This window comes from Luminiphilus syltensis NOR5-1B (genome assembly GCF_000158175.1).
Classification (GTDB): domain Bacteria; phylum Pseudomonadota; class Gammaproteobacteria; order Pseudomonadales; family Halieaceae; genus Luminiphilus; species Luminiphilus syltensis.
Genome location: NZ_DS999411.1, coordinates 3,128,196 through 3,146,973 on the forward strand (window position 1 = coordinate 3,128,196; position 18,778 = coordinate 3,146,973).

Annotated in this window: 17 protein-coding genes; 7 read left to right on the top strand and 10 right to left on the bottom strand. The window is 56.2% G+C overall.

From position 1 onward, the window contains the following. Positions 1–14: 14 nt before the first annotated feature. Complete coding sequence (locus NOR51B_RS14155) at positions 15–1,595, top strand: phytoene desaturase family protein (protein WP_009020031.1); 1,581 nt, start codon at positions 15–17, stop codon at positions 1,593–1,595. Here the strand turns inward: NOR51B_RS14155 and NOR51B_RS14160 are convergent. Both NOR51B_RS14160 and NOR51B_RS14165 read right to left on the bottom strand, forming a co-directional pair. Further along, positions 1,592–2,824 carry an MFS transporter gene (locus NOR51B_RS14160; protein ID WP_230198479.1) on the bottom strand — a complete coding sequence of 411 codons (1,233 nt, stop codon included), beginning with the start codon at positions 2,822–2,824 and terminating at the stop codon, positions 1,592–1,594. The two genes, NOR51B_RS14155 and NOR51B_RS14160, sit on opposite strands and share 4 nt — an antisense overlap. Further along, positions 2,824–4,410 carry a phytoene desaturase family protein gene (locus NOR51B_RS14165; protein ID WP_009021589.1) on the bottom strand — a complete coding sequence of 529 codons (1,587 nt, stop codon included), beginning with the start codon at positions 4,408–4,410 and terminating at the stop codon, positions 2,824–2,826. The genes NOR51B_RS14160 and NOR51B_RS14165 overlap by 1 nt, the downstream gene beginning before the upstream one ends. 107 nt (positions 4,411–4,517) lie before the next feature. Between NOR51B_RS14165 and NOR51B_RS14170 the strand changes: the two genes are divergently transcribed. Both NOR51B_RS14170 and NOR51B_RS14175 read left to right on the top strand, forming a co-directional pair. Next, the gene (locus NOR51B_RS14170; protein ID WP_009021350.1) at positions 4,518–5,027 is read left to right on the top strand and encodes a hypothetical protein; all 510 of its coding nucleotides are present in this window, start codon (positions 4,518–4,520) and stop codon (positions 5,025–5,027) included. A gap of 54 nt (positions 5,028–5,081) precedes the next feature. Continuing rightward, positions 5,082–5,450 carry a hypothetical protein gene (locus NOR51B_RS14175; RefSeq protein WP_009020852.1) on the top strand — a complete coding sequence of 123 codons (369 nt, stop codon included), beginning with the start codon at positions 5,082–5,084 and terminating at the stop codon, positions 5,448–5,450. A 65-nt stretch (positions 5,451–5,515) separates the two neighbouring features. Here the strand turns inward: NOR51B_RS14175 and NOR51B_RS14180 are convergent, their stop codons facing one another. Together NOR51B_RS14180 and NOR51B_RS14185 are read right to left on the bottom strand one after the other, a co-directional pair. Then, a complete protein-coding gene (locus NOR51B_RS14180; RefSeq protein ID WP_009020500.1) occupies positions 5,516–6,022 on the bottom strand; it encodes a hypothetical protein in 507 nt (168 codons plus the stop codon). A 45-nt stretch (positions 6,023–6,067) separates the two neighbouring features. Further along, positions 6,068–6,409, bottom strand: a complete 342-nt coding sequence (locus NOR51B_RS14185; protein ID WP_009020386.1) for a hypothetical protein — start codon at positions 6,407–6,409, stop codon at positions 6,068–6,070. A 261-nt stretch (positions 6,410–6,670) separates the two neighbouring features. On the opposite strand from NOR51B_RS14185, the gene NOR51B_RS15080 reads away from it, so the two are divergent. Further along, positions 6,671–7,288, top strand: coding sequence for a Tll0287-like domain-containing protein (locus NOR51B_RS15080; RefSeq protein WP_009020670.1), 618 nt, complete (start codon positions 6,671–6,673; stop codon positions 7,286–7,288). Positions 7,289–7,342: 54 nt separating this feature from the next. On the opposite strand, the gene NOR51B_RS14195 is transcribed toward NOR51B_RS15080, so the two are convergent. Together NOR51B_RS14195 and NOR51B_RS15760 are read right to left on the bottom strand one after the other, a co-directional pair. Then, positions 7,343–8,671, bottom strand: a complete 1,329-nt coding sequence (locus NOR51B_RS14195) for a DUF2254 domain-containing protein (RefSeq protein ID WP_230198480.1) — start codon at positions 8,669–8,671, stop codon at positions 7,343–7,345. 36 nt (positions 8,672–8,707) lie between these two features. Then, a complete protein-coding gene (locus tag NOR51B_RS15760; protein ID WP_009020566.1) occupies positions 8,708–9,058 on the bottom strand; it encodes a hypothetical protein in 351 nt (116 codons plus the stop codon). Positions 9,059–9,247: 189 nt separating this feature from the next. Here NOR51B_RS15760 and nhaA point away from each other — a divergent pair, with 189 nt between their 5' ends. After that, a complete protein-coding gene (nhaA, locus tag NOR51B_RS14205) occupies positions 9,248–10,606 on the top strand; it encodes a Na+/H+ antiporter NhaA (RefSeq protein ID WP_009021236.1) in 1,359 nt (452 codons plus the stop codon). Between the two features lie 77 nt (positions 10,607–10,683). On the opposite strand, the gene dps is transcribed toward nhaA, so the two are convergent. From dps to NOR51B_RS14220, 3 genes are all read right to left on the bottom strand, one after another. Further along, on the bottom strand, positions 10,684–11,253 hold the full coding sequence (gene dps / locus NOR51B_RS14210; protein ID WP_009019551.1) for a DNA starvation/stationary phase protection protein Dps: 570 nt from the start codon (positions 11,251–11,253) through the stop codon (positions 10,684–10,686). A gap of 368 nt (positions 11,254–11,621) precedes the next feature. Further along, positions 11,622–12,065 (bottom strand): hypothetical protein, encoded by a 444-nt coding sequence (locus NOR51B_RS14215; protein ID WP_009019584.1) that lies wholly within the window; start codon positions 12,063–12,065, stop codon positions 11,622–11,624. 149 nt (positions 12,066–12,214) lie between these two features. Next, positions 12,215–13,612, bottom strand: a complete 1,398-nt coding sequence (locus tag NOR51B_RS14220; protein WP_050759501.1) for a sigma 54-interacting transcriptional regulator — start codon at positions 13,610–13,612, stop codon at positions 12,215–12,217. 254 nt (positions 13,613–13,866) lie between these two features. On the opposite strand from NOR51B_RS14220, the gene NOR51B_RS14225 reads away from it, so the two are divergent. Together NOR51B_RS14225 and NOR51B_RS14230 are read left to right on the top strand one after the other, a co-directional pair. Further along, the gene (locus NOR51B_RS14225) at positions 13,867–14,547 is read left to right on the top strand and encodes a hypothetical protein (RefSeq protein ID WP_009020921.1); all 681 of its coding nucleotides are present in this window, start codon (positions 13,867–13,869) and stop codon (positions 14,545–14,547) included. A gap of 67 nt (positions 14,548–14,614) precedes the next feature. Then, entirely contained in the window at positions 14,615–14,986 is a 372-nt protein-coding gene (locus NOR51B_RS14230) for a hypothetical protein (RefSeq protein ID WP_040482167.1), read from the top strand. Between the two features lie 21 nt (positions 14,987–15,007). Here the strand turns inward: NOR51B_RS14230 and putA are convergent, their stop codons facing one another. Further along, positions 15,008–18,676: a bifunctional proline dehydrogenase/L-glutamate gamma-semialdehyde dehydrogenase PutA gene (gene putA / locus NOR51B_RS14235; RefSeq protein ID WP_009021115.1), complete on the bottom strand. Its 3,669-nt coding sequence runs from the start codon at positions 18,674–18,676 to the stop codon at positions 15,008–15,010. Positions 18,677–18,778 lie beyond the last annotated feature (102 nt).

An 18,778-nucleotide genomic window follows, 5' to 3' on the forward strand; every position in this document is an offset into this window, starting at 1 on the left:
GCGAGGAGAACCCAATGAAGCAAGACTACGATGTCATTGTCATCGGTGGCGGACACAACGGATTAACCTGCGCTGGGTACCTCGCGGGCGCGGGTCAAAAAGTGCTGGTGCTGGAGCGGCGCGATAAAGTGGGCGGCGCGGCAGTTACCGAGGAGTTCCACCCCGGGTTCCGCAACACCGTGTACTCCTACTCCGTAAGCTTGCTGCACCCCGCGGTGATCAAGGACCTGCAGTTGGAGGAGCACGGCCTGGAGATCATGGAACGCAGCGCGGGTAGTCTCAGTCTGCTCGAGGGCGATACGCTGCAGCTCACCCGCGACGGCGAACAGGCGAAGCGCGAGATTGCGCGCTTTTCAAAGCGCGATGCCGAACGCATTGATGCCTTCGAAAACGAAATTGAAGTGGTGGCCAAAGCGGTCCGTGCCCTGGCCATGGAAGCCCCGCCCAACATGGGTGGCGGCCTGCGCGATCTCTGGAATCTGGCAAAAGGTGGCAACGCCCTGCGCAAACTCGACGCCAAACATCAGATGGTGCTCGGGGAGTTAATGACCCGCTCCCTCGGTGACCACCTCGATTCCTGGTTCGAAGGCGAGGCACTCAAGGGTCTTCTCGGCTTCGAGGGCATTATTGGTAACTTTGCCGATCCCTACCAGCCGGGAACCGCCTACGTCCTGCTTCACCACGCCTTCGGCGAGGTCAATGGCAAAACCGGTGCGTGGGGTATAGCACGCGGCGGCATGGGCGCCATTAGCGATTCGATGGCGGCATCGGCCAGGGCCCGCGGTGTGACCATAGAGACCAATGCAGCGGTCGAGAAAATCCTGGTAGAACGCGGGCATGCCTGTGGCGTTGTGACCGAGGACGGCCGAGAGTTCCGCGCCAAGCAAATCGCGGCCAATGTGCATCCGCAAATACTGTTGAACAAGCTTTTGGGGGACGAGCCCAAGGCTCCTGACGATCAGCGTCGGATCGATGCTTACAGAAGCCATTCGGCGACCTTCCGCATGAACGTGGCGATATCCGAACTCCCACAATTTACCCAGATGAAAGGTAAGGGCGAATTTCACTTTGAAGGCGCTATCGAACTGTGCCAGTCACTGCCCTATATCCGCGATGCTTATGACACCGCTAAATCTCACGGGTGGTCACAGCGACCTATTGTGTCGATGCAAATACCCAGCACCCAGGATGACACCCTCGCACCGAAAGGCGCACACGTCGCCAGCTTGTTCTGCCAGCATTTCCAGCGCCATCTCCCGAACGGGCAAAACTGGGATGACGTCAGGGAACAGGTTGCCGACCACGTCATCGATGCGATTGACCGACAGGCGCCCAACTTCAAGGCTTCGGTCGTCGGTCGCCAGATCAAAACGCCCCTCGATATCGAGCGCGATCTGAATATGGTGGGTGGTGATATCTTCCACGGCGCGCTGCATCTTGATCAGTTTTACTCGATGCGCCCCATTCCCGGACACGCCGCGCACAAGATGCCTACGGAAGGCGTTTACCTCTGCGGCTCGGGTGCCCACCCCGGCGGCGGTGTCAGTGGCCTTCCCGGACGAAATGCCGCCAAGGTAATCCTGCGGGAGCGCTAGGCGCGCATGCCTATCGCCTTGGCACCTATGCTCTTGGCGCCGGCAACCACATCAGAGGGCAGTCCGCGCAACAACAGGTAGGCAATAAAGTACACGACGAAGGCTGCGAGTGATGCGAGGGCGCAGAGCAAAAATACCGATGAATAGCCGTGGCCCGCGGCGAGCAACGAGGCGGCGATATTGGGGCCAATAATCTGTCCAATACCCTGAGCCGCCGGCATCAGGGTCGCAAAACGCCCGGTTTTGCAGACACTGGCGACCGACCCCATCTGGTAGACGTCGATAAAAATCCAGAGAAAATTGAACGCATAGACGCTGATGAGAAAACGCGGCGGATCGATATCATTGACCAGAAGGTAAACAACAAAGGCGTGTAGCAGCAGGGTTAATAGCAGCGGCTTACCCATGCCCACCCGATCACTGATAACCGTAGCGACAAGGCAGCCGATAAGTCCAAATAACGATACCCACACCAAAACGCTGGAGACCCACTCGGCATCGAGTCCAGCGCGGGCGCTGGCGAGTTCAATATAGGTCCAGTACGCGCCGATATTGACGTAGGTTAGTGCCATAGCGATGAGAAATAACCAGGGCACCGATTTGGGTATCGCGGGACTAACCGCGACCGATGAATCACCCTCGTCGGTCTCTTCAGACAGCACCGTTTCGGGAGGACGCTCGGGCAACCAACGGAGCAATGGCACCGTAATCAAGTAAGTCGCCGCAAACACGAAGTAGATAGTAGTCATTGGTAACCGGGGCAACACATACATCTCACCGGCCTGGACAAACGCAAAACTAAACAACAGGTAATTGAACGCCTTGGCCGGATTGCTCCTTGCTCCCAGCGTGGCAACGGCGACACCCGTGAACAAGCCACTGCCCACACCCGCTATAAACCGTAAGATCAGGGTTGTCATGTAATCCTGATAAAACGCGCATGCCACGTTGGCTACCGCCGCGATGGCAATCGCTACCAAAACAATTTGACGCCGATTCGCCTTGGCCACGAAGAGTGCAGCGAGCACCGCCCCCGCTGCAAGACCACCGAGGTCGGCTCCCGCGACTCGGCCCACCTGCTCCTCGGTAAAACCCAGTAGATTCGACCAGGCAGTACTGATGACGGGAATGCCCGCAAGCACGGCATACCCCGCGAGGGCCATATAGAGGCCCAGGATGAGTGATTCCCTGCTTTCTGCGATCGTTTTTGTCGGCGTCGTATCAGTCATCATCGATCCTTCAGTATTCGCCGCGCAGCGTTGTGGCCGGGTGCTCCGGTGACTCCGCCCCCAGGATGCGCGCCCGAACCGCAAAGATAGAGACCGGGCATTGGCGTTGCATATTGCGCCGCATCAGGATGTGGGCGCATCGTGAACAATTGATCCGGCTCGAGCCGTCCGTGACAGATATCACCCCGGGTCATACCAAAGGTTCGTTCGAGATCGAGCGGAGTCAGGCACTGGTGCGCCACCAGTATTTCTTTCAGATTGGGTATAAAGCCCGCCACATGATCGAGAATCTGATTCACGACGCGGGGTTTTTCCTCATCCCAGTGCGCACCGCCCGCCAGATCGTAGGGCATGTATTTGCACAACAGACTCATGACATGATGGCCATCCTGATCGGTGAGATCGGAATCCATGGTACTGGGAATAATCGATTCGATGATCGGCGGATGGGCGGGAACACCCGAGCGCGCGCTGTGGTAAGCCGCGTCAAGATGCTCCGCATTTTCGATCAGAGTAATGCTGGCGGTGTGGTGGGGACCGATCCCCTGGGACGGCAGCGCTGCAAACTCAGGCAAACCGGATAAAGCCAGATTCATCCGTAGCGATGCCGACTCCTGACGAAACGCCTTGATATCCCTGACGAAATCGCCCGGTAAATGCTGTTCGCCGAGCATGCCGAGAAAAGTTCGCTTAGGGTCCGTATTGGCGGCAACCACCGGTGCCGACAGCTCGCGGCCATCGGACAGCTTCACTCCGCCTACCGCGCCTTTGTTGACCAGAATCTGCTCGACCGAAACCCCTGTGCGGATCTCAACGCCCTTCTCCCGGGCCGATTCAGCCATCGCCTGGGTAATCGCCCCCATGCCGCCGCGAACAACCCCCCAGGCTCCTTTGCGACCATCAATCTCTCCGACCGCATGGTGCAACATCGACAGGCTGGCACCGGGTTGCGTGAGTGGTGCGTAGTTGGCAGGCATGATGTGCGCAGCCACCATGGACTTGACTTTGTCGCTCTCAAACCAGCGATCGATAATCGACTGCGGCGCGCCGATGAAAAACTGCACCAAACGCCAGCGGGCGTCATCATCAAGACGCCATACGTCCTTGCCAATCCTCAGGCTGTCAATCAGGTCGGTAACGCCTCCACCGGCTAGCTTGGGCGGCTCGCGGAGCCACTGCTTGGCCAAAAGGCCACCGATTTGCTCGATTGAGTGCTCAAACGCGAGGTAAGCGTCGTAGTCGGTGAGGGAAAACTTTTCAAACTGGGTACGATCGTGGGCGTCATCGCCGGTGAGCAGCAGGTAGTCCCCTTTGCTATCGAGGTACAGCGAGTTACCGAGTGGAATCGGCTCGTAACCAAAACGCTTGAGTTCGAGGTCGGCCACAACTTCCGGGCGCAACAGGCTCACCACGTAGGACGCCAGCGAATTGCGATAGCCAGGAGCGAACTCTTCGGTGACCGCGGCACCACCGACAACATTACGTTGCTCGAGTACACAGACCCGCATACCACCGCGTGCGAGGTAGTTCGCCGCTGTAAGGCCGTTGTGACCGGCCCCAATGACAATCGCGTCGTAATCTGCCATTGGCCCCCTCCTAGCTTGATCTATGCAATGCAGCATAGCCCAGCGAGCCGCACTACGCTTTCGCATCCTACAGGGCGATAATCGTCAACCCGAGATCCTTCTGTCTGATGACAGCGAGTGCTCGTCAAACTATAGTCCGTCGAGCTGCGAAAAAGGAAACGACTATCAAACCACACCACATCGCCCCCAAACAGAAACCGGCCAATGACCGGCAGCGTTTATTCACTCGCTACCTGATTGCGATTCTCGTCGACCTCGTCGTACTGAATCTTTTCGCGGAGTACAGCACATCGGTGCTCATCCCCAGTTACGGGGCTTCCATACTGGCAGCAGTCCTACTCCAGCTTCTGCTCCAGGCCACACTCACTCTGGAGCACCGGGTAGGCGACTGGTTTGCGGGACGGGACGGAAAACTGTGGCTGGTAATCCGCGTTCTCTTCACCTGGGTCATCCTATTTGGGTCCAAGTTCATTATGTTAGGGGTCATCAACTTTCTACTGGGTGACGCGGTCCAGTTCCTGGGGGCCCTTCACGGGGCGGCCACACTGATAGCGATCATTATTGCTATGCTCGCGGCAGAGGGGCTGGTTTTTTGGGTTTACCGCCGGCTTGGCTAGGCAATATCGCTACCTCATCGGCTTCAGAGCAAGACGCATTACAGGAGAGTAAACATGAAAGCATTAAACGCAATAATACTGATCGCCACCCTGGCCATTATTGGCACGGCGCAGGCGTCGCACCACAAAACGGGCGAGAAGGCTGGAAAAGGAATGCCCGATGGTCGTCAGCACTCCCAGGAGTGCAAGGAGGCCACCGGTGGTAAAGGCAAGGCCATGGGTAAGTGCCGCAGCGAGAAAGCGCAGGGAAAGGCGAAAAAGTCTCAGGCTGAAGTAGCCGGGGAAGATCAGCAATCCGAAGCGAAAAAAAACGGCGAGAAACAGCGCGAGGATAACGATAAGAAAGGGGTTAAATCCCGTGACGGTGACGGACTGAAAAAATCGGGTCGCCCCGAAGACCGAGGCGATGAAAGCGACGATTAACCCACCTCCGATAAGCAATCAGGGCAACGCCGTCTGTAGAAGATCTCTACCGAGTGTTCTCTATCTCAGGCGGCGCTGCTTTCGAGGTCATTATGCAGCAGTACCCTGCTGCCCTGCGACTCAATAACTGCCACCACATCTGCATATACCGTATCGTTACAATCAACAATCACCATGACTTCGCCACGGTCCAGACGAGATCGATATTCCTCAACGTCCTGATTGGGAACACTGACCCCAATCATGGTGCTAAACCATGTGCCGAGCGCACTGCCAAGCACAGTCCCTGCCACCACGGCGCCGCCGCCAACCGCAAGTGTCGCCGCGGGCACTGTTACGGCGACAATACCGCCCAACAGGCCAATCGCACCACCCGTCACTGCGCCGCGCTTGGCGGCATCGACCACATCGCTGCGATGCGCAATATCGGCCTCCGGTAAAGGTTCCAGTGACATCGAATCGTTGCCGATTGCGTGTATATCGGAATCATCGATGCCCTTTTTTTTCAATTCATCGACCACGCCTTCCGCGCTCTCTACCGTTGGCGTGAAGAAAAAATAACGGCTGTTCATAAGATCCTCGTTTCAAAAATGAATGGTGATGATTTGTAACCCAGCTCATAGAGCGACCATTCGCACCATGGCAGACTCGGTGTAATACAGAGTTTGGCCGCCCCGCTCATTCGCCACCAAATGGAACTGGCCGTTTCCGGTCGCCGGATCGATAAACAAGCGCAATTTACAGTTTTCAACATCGCCACATTCGGCTGGAGTCCTGAGGGCAATCACGGCTGGGTCCACCTCGTAGTGCAAATCTTCGCGGCCCGACTGCTGCAGCTGCTTTTCCAGCGTCTCCAATGTTCTGTAAAGATTATCGGCAATCATCATCGACGATGTACCCAGTGCATCGGACCCATTGTGCGGGTCGGTTTTCCTATACGTTTCCAGTGTTAGTTCCATTTCCTCCTCCGCTTCGATTCATCTGCCCGTCGACCAAGTCGAAAACCGACTTGCAGCCCACACTCACTCGGTAGGTTGTGTCCAGTCCGCCGCGACGAAGCATCGCTGGCGCAGTGAAAACTCAACGGGTTATTCTAGAGTGGTAACGAAAAGGCATTTGAAAAAAAAGTGGTCGGCACTTCGCATTCATAGCCCATGGCCGATATTCGGGCCGACTGAGTAAAGTTACGATTGAAAGCACACTCGACAGGAGGGGGATGTATGCGCATTACCGTGAATACCGTTTTCATGGGATTGATCGTGCTCACAGGAGGTTGGCTAATGCCCGCCGTCAGCTCCTCCGCAGGACAAACAGGGGCCACAATCGCCCATGATTCAGTCAGTGAAAAGCCCTACCTACAGCGTGGCAAAGCCATTGCTGCCGACACAGGAAATGCATTGGGCGCCAAATTAATCGAGGCTTTGGGGGTCGGCGGACCGACGCACGCCATCGACTTTTGTAATCTCAATGCCGAATCGATTACCCAGAGCATCGCTGAAAAACATCGGGTAGGGGTGCGTCGGGTTAGCGATAAGCCACGCAACCCCAATAACGCGGCGTCAGAGTCCGAGCTCGACTATATAAACGCGAGTAAAGCCCTGCTTGCGAAGGGGGAGGCACCCGCGCCCTGGATACTGGAGCAACCGCACTCAATAACCGGCTATTACCCCATTGTCGCAGGCGCGATGTGCCTCCAATGCCATGGCACACCGGGAAAAGACGTCTCAGCGGCCACGGCTGCACTACTGAATCAACTCTACCCCGAAGATCAGGCGCTGGGTTACAGCGCCGGTGATCTGCGTGGAGTCTTTGTTATCACTATGCCGAACGCTGAGTGAGAATTTTTAGCCGTGGTCTCGCTCACCAAGGCGCAGGAGTACCCGTTACCCTGCTTATGATGCCTGCGTGAGACGAACCAGTTTTTTAAATCTTCGCCTTACCGGTGCTCTGTCGTGCTCAGGATAGTCCTGTCGCTCCATTTGTTCCCAGAGCCTCTCGCCTTGCGTGCGCAGGGTTAACAATCGCTCGGGACGGTCAGTGCACATTGCCAGACGATTCAGGGAGTCAAAAAGCCGTTGGTAAACCTGTAGATTACTCCCACTAAATTGACGCAAAGGGGAATACACCGCATCGGCGACTGCCGCAAAGTCAAGGGTGGTCACCAGCAAACGACACTTGCCCTCCTTATCAAGAACCGTCGACCCAGGCAGAGCGGCATCCACGATTTCTGCCAGCGCAAGAGTTAGCCAGTCGATACAGGTAATGGCTGTGCCGGGGTCATTGATACCCGTCGATAATGCGCGGGCGGCAATCTGTTGGATCTGTGTAATTGGAAAATTAGGGTCCTGAATGGGCGTTCTTACGGGCCCCAGGCGGATCGCCTCCTCGATACCCAATTTGCCTTCATCAATATCAAAATTGCGGGCCTTGAAAAGCGTAAACAGCTCAGCGCCACGAACCACGAAATCCCCGGGCCGTACGCGCAGTATGGCCATGGCTTCGAGTGTCGCCAGCTGCTCGGCGATAGCCGGAATATCCGTTGTCTGGACGTAGCCCTCATAGCCCGACCGAATCACGATGGGGATTCGGTCGCGAGCCCTGCGACGCCATTGAGCCGACCCATGAAGACGATTGGCCTGTTCAGCGACCTCACAAAGCCGGCGCATGTCCTGCCTCAACTGAGTACCCAGCCGCTGAATAAGTTGATCCGCCTGAAGATCAGAGGCGGTTCGATGAATAAATGCAATAAACTCAATCAGTGCGGCCAGCGCGAGCAGCAAAGCTATGATGACCGAAAAACGCGGGTGATCTCCGTCGTGCAAGGCGACAGAAATTACCAGCGCGTAAACAGCGGTCGCGAAAAAAAGACCCAACGACAGCTTGCTTCGGCTGTCCTCGAGAAAGTGTCGCAATACCTTTGGTCCGTACTGACCCGAGGTAAGCGTCAGGGCAACCATCGTCACCGAAAAAGAGACCCCGCCAACACTGAGAACACTGGTGATCAGTACGCCCAACAGACCGCGCGCCGCATCGAGTTCAATCTGCAGCGTGGGCAGGATCAGCAAGCAGGCCTGGCAGTGTCGATCGACCTGAAGAGCAGTAACGGCCAGCCCTATTGCCGCCACGCAGAGCCCAATGGGTACTACCCAGATACTCGTGCGTATCCAGTGCCAGCGATACTTTATTGGCGGAGAATCGAGTGGAGGCGTGGCCTGACTCAAGTAAGTACCTGTTTTCGGCTTAAACCGGCGCTACGTTTATTTGCAGCTCACTGAAAGCGCATCATTACGACACTCGACCTCACCCAAGAAGCCCAGTCCCTGGGCAGCACAGGTGTCTATGAGCGCGCGAGCACCTGGCGAGCCGGGATTGTTCAGAGATGTGCGCGCTGCTGGCAGCAACTCGCTACAACTAAGGTTCAGTGATGCCACCTCCCCCTCCAGCAATGCTCCCTGTGACGCACTGCTGGCGAAAAATTCTTCGGCCTGTACTGCGGGATACCAAACAGAAGAATCCGACGTCTTTGCGCAAGCGACCAGCAGTAGCGATAACGCAGAGATCGCCGTTAGGCGATGAACGGGAAATCGATTAGCGGAGGCTGTCTGCATAAATCATCTCCTCTTGATCAATGGTATTCCCAGCTTACCGATGGACAACGCGTATTACCAATCGATGGACAAACACCGAAATTTTGAAGGCCGCGCGGAGTCCGGCAGGCTCGCACAATGAGATATCAAATAAAATCAGCTACCCTGATTGATATCCATACATTGCGAACTTAATGAGAGGTTGCCCTTTTGCCGCCGTCCGACGACTACCGCAATCCTGCCCCCCTCGAAAAACCGGTTGAAAAGTTGCTCACGCCATTGGAGCGATTTGTCAAAAGCCAGACGTCTTCCGGCATTTTGCTCGCGCTGGCGGTCACGCTGGCGTTGTTTCTGGCGAATTCGTCTTATGCGGATGTTTACACGACGCTGAAACACCTCTCGCTGTCGATCTCGCTGGGTGACTGGGCAGTGAGCATGTCGCTTCGACATTGGATCAATGACGGTCTAATGGTGTTCTTTTTTTTCCTGCTTGGGCTTGAGATAAAGCGCGAAGTCCTCGCCGGCGAGTTGCGCGATGTGCGCCAGTCCGGGCTCGTTTTCTGCATGGCAGCCGGTGGCATGATATTCCCCGCCGTGGTTTATCTAACAGTTAACGGCATCACCGGGGCCGACGCCCTGAGGGGTTGGGGTATACCCATGGCAACGGATACCGCGTTCGCTCTCGGTATCCTGGCGGCGCTCGGTGCCCGGGTACCGCACGTAGCGCTGGTGATTCTTTCCGCACTTGCGATTGTCGATGATATCGGTGCCGTGTTGGTAATCAGTATTTTCTACTCTGAGGGTATCGTGCTCGGTGATCTGTATAGCGCAGCCGCATGTTATTTCGGGCTCATCGTTTTAAACCTGACGGGGCACCGACGGCCACCGCTTTATATCTTACTGGGAGTCGCCCTATGGTGGTTTGTTTTACAATCCGGGGTCCATGCGACAACCGCCGGCATTCTCACCGCCCTGGCCGTGCCGGCGCGCCCCTATGCCTCCAAGGAGCTCTTTAAAAAGCGATTACCGCGGATTATCCAGCGCTTCAAGAAAGCAGATGATCCCGAGCAAAGCGTGCTGGAAACACAAGAGCAAGAACAGATGGTTGACGAGGTTCGGCAAGTGGCTGACAGCACGCTCGCACCCTTGCAGCGCTGGGAAACGTCGATAAGTACCACGGTCATGTTGATGATCGTCCCGGTATTTGCCTTTCTTAATGCCGGCGTTGCTCTTCCCGGGTCCGCCGAAGCCCTGCTGGAATCTCCCGTATCCATTGCCGTTGCTGCTGGACTCGTAGTTGGCAAAGGGGTTGGCATCGTGAGTTTTGCCTGGTTCGGTATCCGCCTGGGCATCGGTACGCTTCCCAAAGATCTGAACTTTCATCATGTCACCGGGCTCGCGCTGCTTGCGGGTATTGGCTTCACGATGTCGCTCTTTATCAGCTCGCTGGCATTCGAACAAACCGAGGCCCTACAGGACGACGCCAAGATCGGCATCCTGGTCGGCTCACTGGCCGCCGCAATTATCGGTACCACGATGCTGCTTGTCGCCAACCAAAAAGCCAAGTAACCGCTCAGAGGCTTAAAGTGGCAAAAAAAACCCGGGCAATCGCCCGGGTCTAAGTGCTTTTCTCAACGCGTTAAGCGTTAGGCATTGGAGGCCGCGCGGGCCGCTCCTTTTTCGGTGGTTGCCTTCTGCGTCGGAAGCTCGCCGGTTGAGGATTCCAAATGGGCTCTGATAAACCATTGGAACTGCTCAAGGTCTGCAAGATCGCCGGTCAGTATGTCCTCCGATACCGGGTCATGCTTGGCAAGCTTCTGCAACGTTTCGCGGTGGTCTGCATTCACACCCGAGTAGACTTTATCGAGCGCGCCCAAGTGCTCCACAACGGTGGCCTTACCCAGTGAGTAGTCGTCCCAGCGACGAACCGAGCTCACCGCACCTGGTGTACCCCAAGGCTCACCCCCAAGGGTCGCAATCCGCTCTGCGATCGTATCAGTCATTGCCCTGACGGCATCCACCTGCGGGTCAAGCATTTCATGCACACCGATAAAGTTGGGGCCAATCACGTTCCAGTGAACATGCTTCAGCGTCATCGACAGATCAATCAATGCCACCATTCGATCGCCAAGCAGTTTGATCGCCTCCTCGGCGGATGCGTCCTTGATACCCGGCACGGTGAAATTCGCGATCTTCTGTGCTGAATTACTACTCATTGTTCCTCCTTATCCAGTTTCAGGTAGCGACTGCGCATCCAAGGCGCGTCGCGGCTGGACCCTGTATTAAGCACAGACCGTGCCAACCGATGATTTAGTGCGGTTAATCCGCCTGTTTGCGCCTTGGCTGGGCTGTGCGCCTTACGAAAAAGACCGAAAGATATTCGGAATTACTGCAACATCTGCAGACCTTGCGCATTTCTTGCAGACTTTCGCGAAGCATTCTGCAAAACGCGCAGGCTGTCCGCCGTTTCGCAAACTATCGAAAGGCTTTAAATGGCAGTGGGGCGCGGGTTAACCGCTGCGTTCCAGCGGTATCGTGGGCGCGGGCTTCAATCAGCAGATACCTTCTCCGTTGTGAACTGCCACTACTGCAGATCCTGGGAAGTCACTATACCCAAAGCAATACGTCGATTGGTCCCTTCCAACTGCCGGGTTAAATCACCCACCAACTCGGTAAATTCAACCGGCGGGGCGGTCTCTGCGGCGGCACTCAGCGCTTCGACAATCGCATTGTTGAGGTCAATCGTCTGTCGCATCGCAGCCTCCGTCGACGACGGGCTGGACCACTCGGCATGACCCGGTTCAAACTGCAGACGTCGTTTTACTACTCCATCGGGAGCCTCCTCAGCACATCGCTCCAGACCCTGCGCAATATTCGCCTGCCTTTTGGCAACCCATTCCAAAAGCTCGGGTAAGACCGTGTGTGACACCTGTTGATTGGCCTTTAGATAGGCACAGCAGTCATTGCACTGCTGCGCAAAACTTGAGAGTACCTCGCCAGTTGTCACGAATGTTTCGCTGTTGTTCATTCTTGCCTCCTAGGGCACTGGTGAGCGCCATGTGAATGGATTAACCGCACCGCCAACGTTCGCGGTAGGGCTCTGACACGGGGGCGTTCTGTCGCTTCCTCTCACCGTGGTTGCTGTCGTGCCAGAGACTCCGAGACGAACCGCAAAATTCACGCCAATGGCTGCTGCTCTTTGGGCGACGAGGCCGTTCGGTATTCTTTCAGCCGGTTATAGAGCGTCCGCACACTGATACCCAGACGATCGGCGGCCCTCTTTTTATCGTCATCACTATCGCGCAGTGTCTCCAACACCATGATTTTCTCGACATCGCGCAGTGATGTACCCACCCGCAACGAGACGTACTGCCCGTTGTCCGCATTGATAGAGGCCTTCTCTTCGCTGGGCACACCGGGCTCTGAAGCGTTGCCAAGCCCCAGGTGTTGCGCATCGAGCGCGCCCCCACTAACGCGGCATGCGCTGTAAACGGCGTTGCGCAGCTGTCGTACATTACCAGGCCAGTAATACTCGCCTATAAGGCTCTCAGCTTCGGGCGTCAGCTCACAGGCCATACTCCTGTCTTCGTTAAACTGCCCGATAAAGAACCGCGCGAGATTCAATGCATCATCTTCTCTATCGCGGAGTGGAGGGACCTCAACGGGAATCTGGTTCAACCGATAAAACAAATCCTCCCTCAGCACACCCTCCTCTACGGCTCGCTGGGGGTCCCTGTTGCACGCGGTGATCACCCTCGCATCGCATCGAAGATCCTGCTCACCGCCCACACGGCGGAAATAACCCGTCTCCAGCACCCGAAGCAGTGCTACCTGGGCAGACTCGGGCATCTCGGTGACTTCATCCAACAAGAGGGTACCGGCGCCCACGCGCTCAAACAGGCCAGCGTGGGCTTTGTGAGCCCCGCTGAAACTGCCCTTCTCGTGGCCAAACAACTCACTCTCAACAAGCTCGGCGGGTAACGCACCGCAGTTAACACCGTCGAAGTTGTGTTCACTCCTCGCGGAATACGCGTGAACCGAACGGGCCACCAATTCCTTACCCGTGCCACTTTCTCCAAAAACGAATAAGGTGGCATCGGAGCTCGAAGCCTTACGCAGCAGCCGAAAAAGACGCTTCATCGCCGGTGAACTACCGTATAACAGTCCAAACTGATCGAGCCGTGGGTCGGGGGTATGATCCAGCGCGGCAGCGGAACACGCCACTTCTTTAGCGCGGTCGATGATCAACTGCTCGAGGAAATCGCTATCGATGGGACGTCGCAAAAATATCGCATTCCCCCTGGCGAATAATTCGGAGAAGCGCTGCTGCTGAGCAGACTCACCAAAAAGAATCAGCTCACAATCATCGTCGAGCGCATGCAAATAATGCTCAAGCTCGTTCGGGAGCGCATCTGCGTCGACGATCAGCAATTCAGGTAATCGGGAATTGCTCGCATCCAACAGCGTGGGCAGCGAATCAGGAGTTAGCTGATGCGCTGTAAAACGATGGCGCTCAAGCTGACTATTGACCAGCTCTGATTCCTCGGTCGCCGGCACGAGAAAACTTGCTCGCATTTTTACCCTCAAGTGAAACATCAAGGCTTACAGGGTAGCGATATCGTCGCGACGACTGCAAATCCTGCATGATTCCTAGTGAAAAATGTGCAAGATGCGTATGAAAATTAGCGTCGATTCAAGCACCCCTCCCATAAAGGCCACTATTCATGCCATTCCGATCGGTTTGGCACGCTCGTTGCTCTACTCGTGGCAGAGGCTCGCGTCACACGCCGTCCGACGCCTCGTACAGATACTCGCAACAGGGAGGAATTATGAAAACGCACAACGCAAAACATACACTGACACCGCTTGTACTGAGTGCGGCAGTAGCGGCCAGCAGCGCTGTGATGGCAGATACCCCCTACACGAAGCCCGATGGCAGTTTCGTCAGTATAGGTGGCACCGTCACCTCACCCACCGCTGACACGTTCGTCCTCGATTATGGAGACGGTACGATTCTCGTCGAGATGGACGACTGGGATCGCTATGGCGATGCCTACGGTTTACTTGATGGCGACAGAGTGACGGTCTATGGCCGAATCGACGATGACTTCTTTGAAATGGCAAAGATCGAGGCGGGTTCGGTTTACGTTGAGAATCTGAATACCTTTTTCTACGCCGATAGCGACGATGAAGAGGGCAGCGTAATGCCCAGCGCATCCTGGACTACTGCCGCGCCCGTCGTGGTAAGCGGATTTACGCTTCGCGGCGAAGTGACTGAAGTGGATACCGAAGATCAGGAATTCGTCGTACAAACGGGAACCGATGAAATCACGGTGCAAACCGATCAACTGGGTTACAACCCTACCGACAATCATGGTTTCCAGCGCGTCGACGAAGGTGACTGGGTCAGTGTCTCAGGAAGCATTGATTACCAGCTCTTCGACGGACAGGTGTTGTCGGCTAGTCGTATCACCACGCTGATCGACAACGCACCCGCCGAAAATTCATAACGTCAGGTAGCCGTCGGGGGCCGTTCATGGCCCCCGCTTTTTTTGCCCATGCCTAGAGGAGTTAACGATGACACAGCGCAATACATACGATACGTTCATGAACACCTTGGACACGGTCAATTCGGCTATTGAAGAACACGCCGATACCGCTGTTTTCGGAAAGGTACTGGAAATGGCGAAGACACGGCTTGACGGGGAACGCCTGGGAGTCGCAGTTTACGAGGAAGATCCAGACGCACCGTTTGACTACTACACGGTACAGTTCAACAAAGGGCGTCTGGAATTGAAGGCGCGCGGCAAGGCATCACCAACCGTTGACTGGAAAGTGTCCCAGGAATATCTGTCGGCGATCAGTGAGAATCCAGACGCGTACATCGCCAATCCAGCGAAGTTGGATATCGACTGGCTCAAAGCTCGTGTCGGGATGGACATCCACTAGCGTTGGGATTCAGCGGACGATTCATTCCACCGACGCCAGCAAGCTGGCGTTGCCCCCCGCTGCCGTCGTATCAATACAAAGGTGTCGCTCAACAAGAAAGGCATCTGGCGCCAAGACTGCAGTGGTCAGCGGGACTATCGCGCCTTCTCTTGACGCCATTGCTTTTCTGATTGATCCAGCCCAATTCGAGCTGTCCGCAGCCGCAACCACCGTCACCTCGTCAAGTTCCGAGAGTGCAGCAATATCGGCCACCCCGTCGATAATGGAGAGAGGCAGTTCATCTCGAGACAACAAAGACTCAAAAATGGGCGCGGCGTCAGGAACCACCACCAAAACGGCGCATCCGGCGGCCAAGGCCTGGATTGCCTGAATCAGCGCGACCTCAGGGGTAGGCCCAAGGCACAGGGCGGGCCCGCGAGGATGAACGGTCAGGCGGTTACTCTCCCCCGTGGGCCCCGGCAAAGACTGCGCTGGCAGTACGGAACGAGCAATGGCTGAAAATACCTCAGCCAGATCAATACCTGAGTCTGTATTCCATGCCTTGAGTTTTTCACTTCGATCAAACCGCGCCGCCCAAGACGTATTATCCAACGACCCGATAGCAGCGAGCAGTTGATCCAAACCAACAGGCTGACCAACAGGTGCGGCAACATCAGCCGTCAAGGCTGGTGCGCGGAAGCGGTCGACGTAACGCGGTCCTCCCGCTTTGGGGCCGGTACCCGACAATCCCTCACCGCCAAAGGGCTGTGAGCCGACAATAGCGCCGATCTGATTTCGATTGACGTAGGCATTACCCACGCGAATCCGATCGACCACCTGCTGTACCCGATCGTCAATCCGTGTGTGTAAACCAAACGTCAGGCCATAACCCGTCGCATTAATGGCGTCGACAACGGCATCCAGCTCCTGCGCCTTGAACGACGCAACATGCAGAACCGGCCCAAAAATTTCTTCTTCGAGATCCTCGATACCGTCAACGGCAATCACCGAAGGCGGCACAAAATAGCCATGATCAGGCACCGGTATCGACTTAAGTAGCTTACCCGCTGCCTGCTTCTGCTCCAGATACCCTACAATTTTTTCCTGTGCTTGGGCATCAATCACCGGCGACACATCGGTATCCAAAAGCCAGGGATCGCCAACGGTGAGTGCCTCCATCGCCCCGTAGAGCATTTCAAGCAGCCGCTCCCGTGCTTCCTCCTGAACGTAAAGCATGCGCAATGCAGAACAGCGCTGCCCCGCTGATTGGAAAGCCGATATCACAATGTCACGTACGGCCTGCTCGGTGAGCGCGGTCGAATCAACAATCATCGCATTCAATCCGCCGGTCTCGGCGATCAATACCGTATCGGGTCTAGCCGTCTCTGCCAGCGTTCGATTGATCAGCTGCGCAACTTCCGTTGAACCGGTGAAACACACGCCACTAACCCGTGGATCGGCGGTCAGCGCCCCACCTACCCGTGCCCCGTCGCCGGGCAACAGCTGTAGCACTGACCGCGGAATACCCGCCTCGAGCATCAACTCAACCGCACGGGCGGCAATCAACGGCGTCTGTTCAGCGGGCTTTGCGATGACGGTATTACCGGCGGCCAATGCGGCGGCGATCTGCCCCGTAAAAATCGCCAGCGGGAAATTCCAGGGGCTGATGCAGACAAAAATACCGCGACCGCTGCGCCCATCGATGGCCTGCAAACGCTCGGCCTCGCAGGCATAGAAGCGCAGGAAGTCCACGGCTTCACGAATTTCAGCAATACTGTCCGCCAGTGACTTCCCTGCCTCTCGAGTAGTGAGTGCGCTCAACTCAGCGGTGTTAGCCTCGTACAGGTCCGCAGCCGCGCGAAGTGCGTTGGCACGTACGTTTGCCGCGGTGAGAGACCACTCCGGAAATGCCACGTCCGCCGTGCTCAGCGCTCGCTCCACCGCTTCCTGTGTAGCCTCACTAACGTGACCGACCAGTGCGTGTGGATCCGCCGGAGAATACACCGGCATCGCCGTTGGCAGCTCATCACCGGCCGTTTCGTGCAGCAGGGAACCGGCACTCCATTGATGACCAAACCAGCGCTCTCGCTCAACCCGCAATGTTTCGATCGAGGCGGGCTCCGTCACCTGGTAGCCCCTGGAGTTTTTTCGCTCGGGCAGGAATAGGTCAGATGGAGGCCGAATACTGGAATTGACGCCTAGTTTCTCGGGCTCCAGTCCACTCAAGGGATCTCGGGCGATGGTCGATGCCTCGATAGCCGTATCCACAATCTGATTGACAAAAGACGAGTTGGCACCGTTCTCGAGCAACCGTCGCACCAGGTAAGCCAGCAGGTCTCGATGGGCACCGACCGGTGCATAAATTCGGCAGCGAGTACCTGAATCGGCCCTCACCACCTCATGCAGCGATTCGCCCATCCCGTGTAACCGCTGGAACTCGAAACTATCGAGATCATCACCGGCCATGGCGATGACGGCGGCACAGGAGTGGGCATTGTGCGTCGCAAACTGGGGGTAGATGACGTCGCGACGCTCAAGCAGAAGTTTCGCACAGGCGAGGTAGCTCACATCCGTATGCTGCTTGCGGGTAAACACGGGAAACTGCTCGATACCCGCCTCCTGTGCCAGTTTTATCTCGCTGTCCCAGTAGGCGCCCTTCACCAGTCGTATCATTATGCGCCGGCTGTATTTTCTCGCCATCTGGTCGAGGGTATGAATAACCTTAGTCGCACGCAGACCATAGGCCTGGACCACCACCCCAAACCCCGACCAGGCGGGCAGATCGGGATCCGCCAGGATATGCTCGATCAACTCGAGCGATAACTCCAGACGATCCTGTTCCTCAGCATCGATATTGAAACCGATATTGGCCTGTGCCGCCTGGAAGGCCAGATCTCGCAATCGTGGAAGCAGCACCGCCATTACCTGTTTGCGGTGGGTGGTTTCATAACGTGGATGGAGCGCGGATAGCTTGACTGAAATACCGGGGCTGCTTCGAACGTCACCGGAAGCGCGCGCCGCAATCGCCGTTATCGCAGTGCGGTAGGCGCGATGGTAGCGCAAGGCATCCTCATCGGTTCGGGCAGCCTCACCCAGCATGTCGTACGAGTAGGTATAGCCTTCAGACTCGGCAGAACGAGCGTTATCCAATGCCTCAGTAATATCTCTGCCGAGCACAAACTGCCGACCCAGTATTCGCATCGACTGGCGAACCGCGTTACGCACCAGTGGCTCCCCTGCCCTACGGATCAACCCACGCAGTGCGGCAGCGGGCTTGTGGGGATCATCATTGAGGACCTTACCCGTCAGCATTAACGCCCAGGTCGATGTATTGACCAACGATGACGAGGAGCGACCCAGATGGGCACCCCAGTCAGAGGGTTCAATTTTGTCGTGTATGAGCTCATCGATAGTATCCGCATCGGGAACACGCAGGAGCGCCTCTGCCAGACACATTAACCCTACCCCCTCCGCTGTCGACAACCCGTACTCGGCCAGAAAGGCCTCCATCATCGATGGTGACGACTCATTGCGTACACGGTCAACATACCCAGTGGCAACCGAGACAATATCGGCCCGCAACTGGGCATCAAGATCAAGATCCGATATCAATAATTGCAGCGCTTCAACCTCACTGCGTTGATATTGATTTCTCAGGGCCTGGGCCCATCCCTGATGACCTTCATTAATCATTGGGCGATTCTGGTTCATGACTGAAGCCTGACTATCGGTACGTGTAGAAAAACGGGTGTGACGATGAATTGAAAAACGCGATGATCTGCACGCTACACTGTTAATGAGGCGGCGAACGCC

Coding starts and splice junctions, on each gene's coding strand:
- NOR51B_RS14155 (WP_009020031.1), top strand. CDS start 15: ATGAAGCAAGACTACGATGTCATTGTCATCGGTGGCGGACACAACGGA.
- NOR51B_RS14160 (WP_230198479.1), bottom strand. CDS start 2,824: ATGACTGATACGACGCCGACAAAAACGATCGCAGAAAGCAGGGAATCA.
- NOR51B_RS14165 (WP_009021589.1), bottom strand. CDS start 4,410: ATGGCAGATTACGACGCGATTGTCATTGGGGCCGGTCACAACGGCCTT.
- NOR51B_RS14170 (WP_009021350.1), top strand. CDS start 4,518: ATGACAGCGAGTGCTCGTCAAACTATAGTCCGTCGAGCTGCGAAAAAG.
- NOR51B_RS14175 (WP_009020852.1), top strand. CDS start 5,082: ATGAAAGCATTAAACGCAATAATACTGATCGCCACCCTGGCCATTATT.
- NOR51B_RS14180 (WP_009020500.1), bottom strand. CDS start 6,022: ATGAACAGCCGTTATTTTTTCTTCACGCCAACGGTAGAGAGCGCGGAA.
- NOR51B_RS14185 (WP_009020386.1), bottom strand. CDS start 6,409: ATGGAACTAACACTGGAAACGTATAGGAAAACCGACCCGCACAATGGG.
- NOR51B_RS15080 (WP_009020670.1), top strand. CDS start 6,671: ATGCGCATTACCGTGAATACCGTTTTCATGGGATTGATCGTGCTCACA.
- NOR51B_RS15760 (WP_009020566.1), bottom strand. CDS start 9,058: ATGCAGACAGCCTCCGCTAATCGATTTCCCGTTCATCGCCTAACGGCG.
- dps (WP_009019551.1), bottom strand. CDS start 11,253: ATGAGTAGTAATTCAGCACAGAAGATCGCGAATTTCACCGTGCCGGGT.
- NOR51B_RS14215 (WP_009019584.1), bottom strand. CDS start 12,065: ATGAACAACAGCGAAACATTCGTGACAACTGGCGAGGTACTCTCAAGT.
- NOR51B_RS14220 (WP_050759501.1), bottom strand. CDS start 13,612: ATGCGAGCAAGTTTTCTCGTGCCGGCGACCGAGGAATCAGAGCTGGTC.
- NOR51B_RS14225 (WP_009020921.1), top strand. CDS start 13,867: ATGAAAACGCACAACGCAAAACATACACTGACACCGCTTGTACTGAGT.
- NOR51B_RS14230 (WP_040482167.1), top strand. CDS start 14,615: ATGACACAGCGCAATACATACGATACGTTCATGAACACCTTGGACACG.
- putA (WP_009021115.1), bottom strand. CDS start 18,676: ATGAACCAGAATCGCCCAATGATTAATGAAGGTCATCAGGGATGGGCC.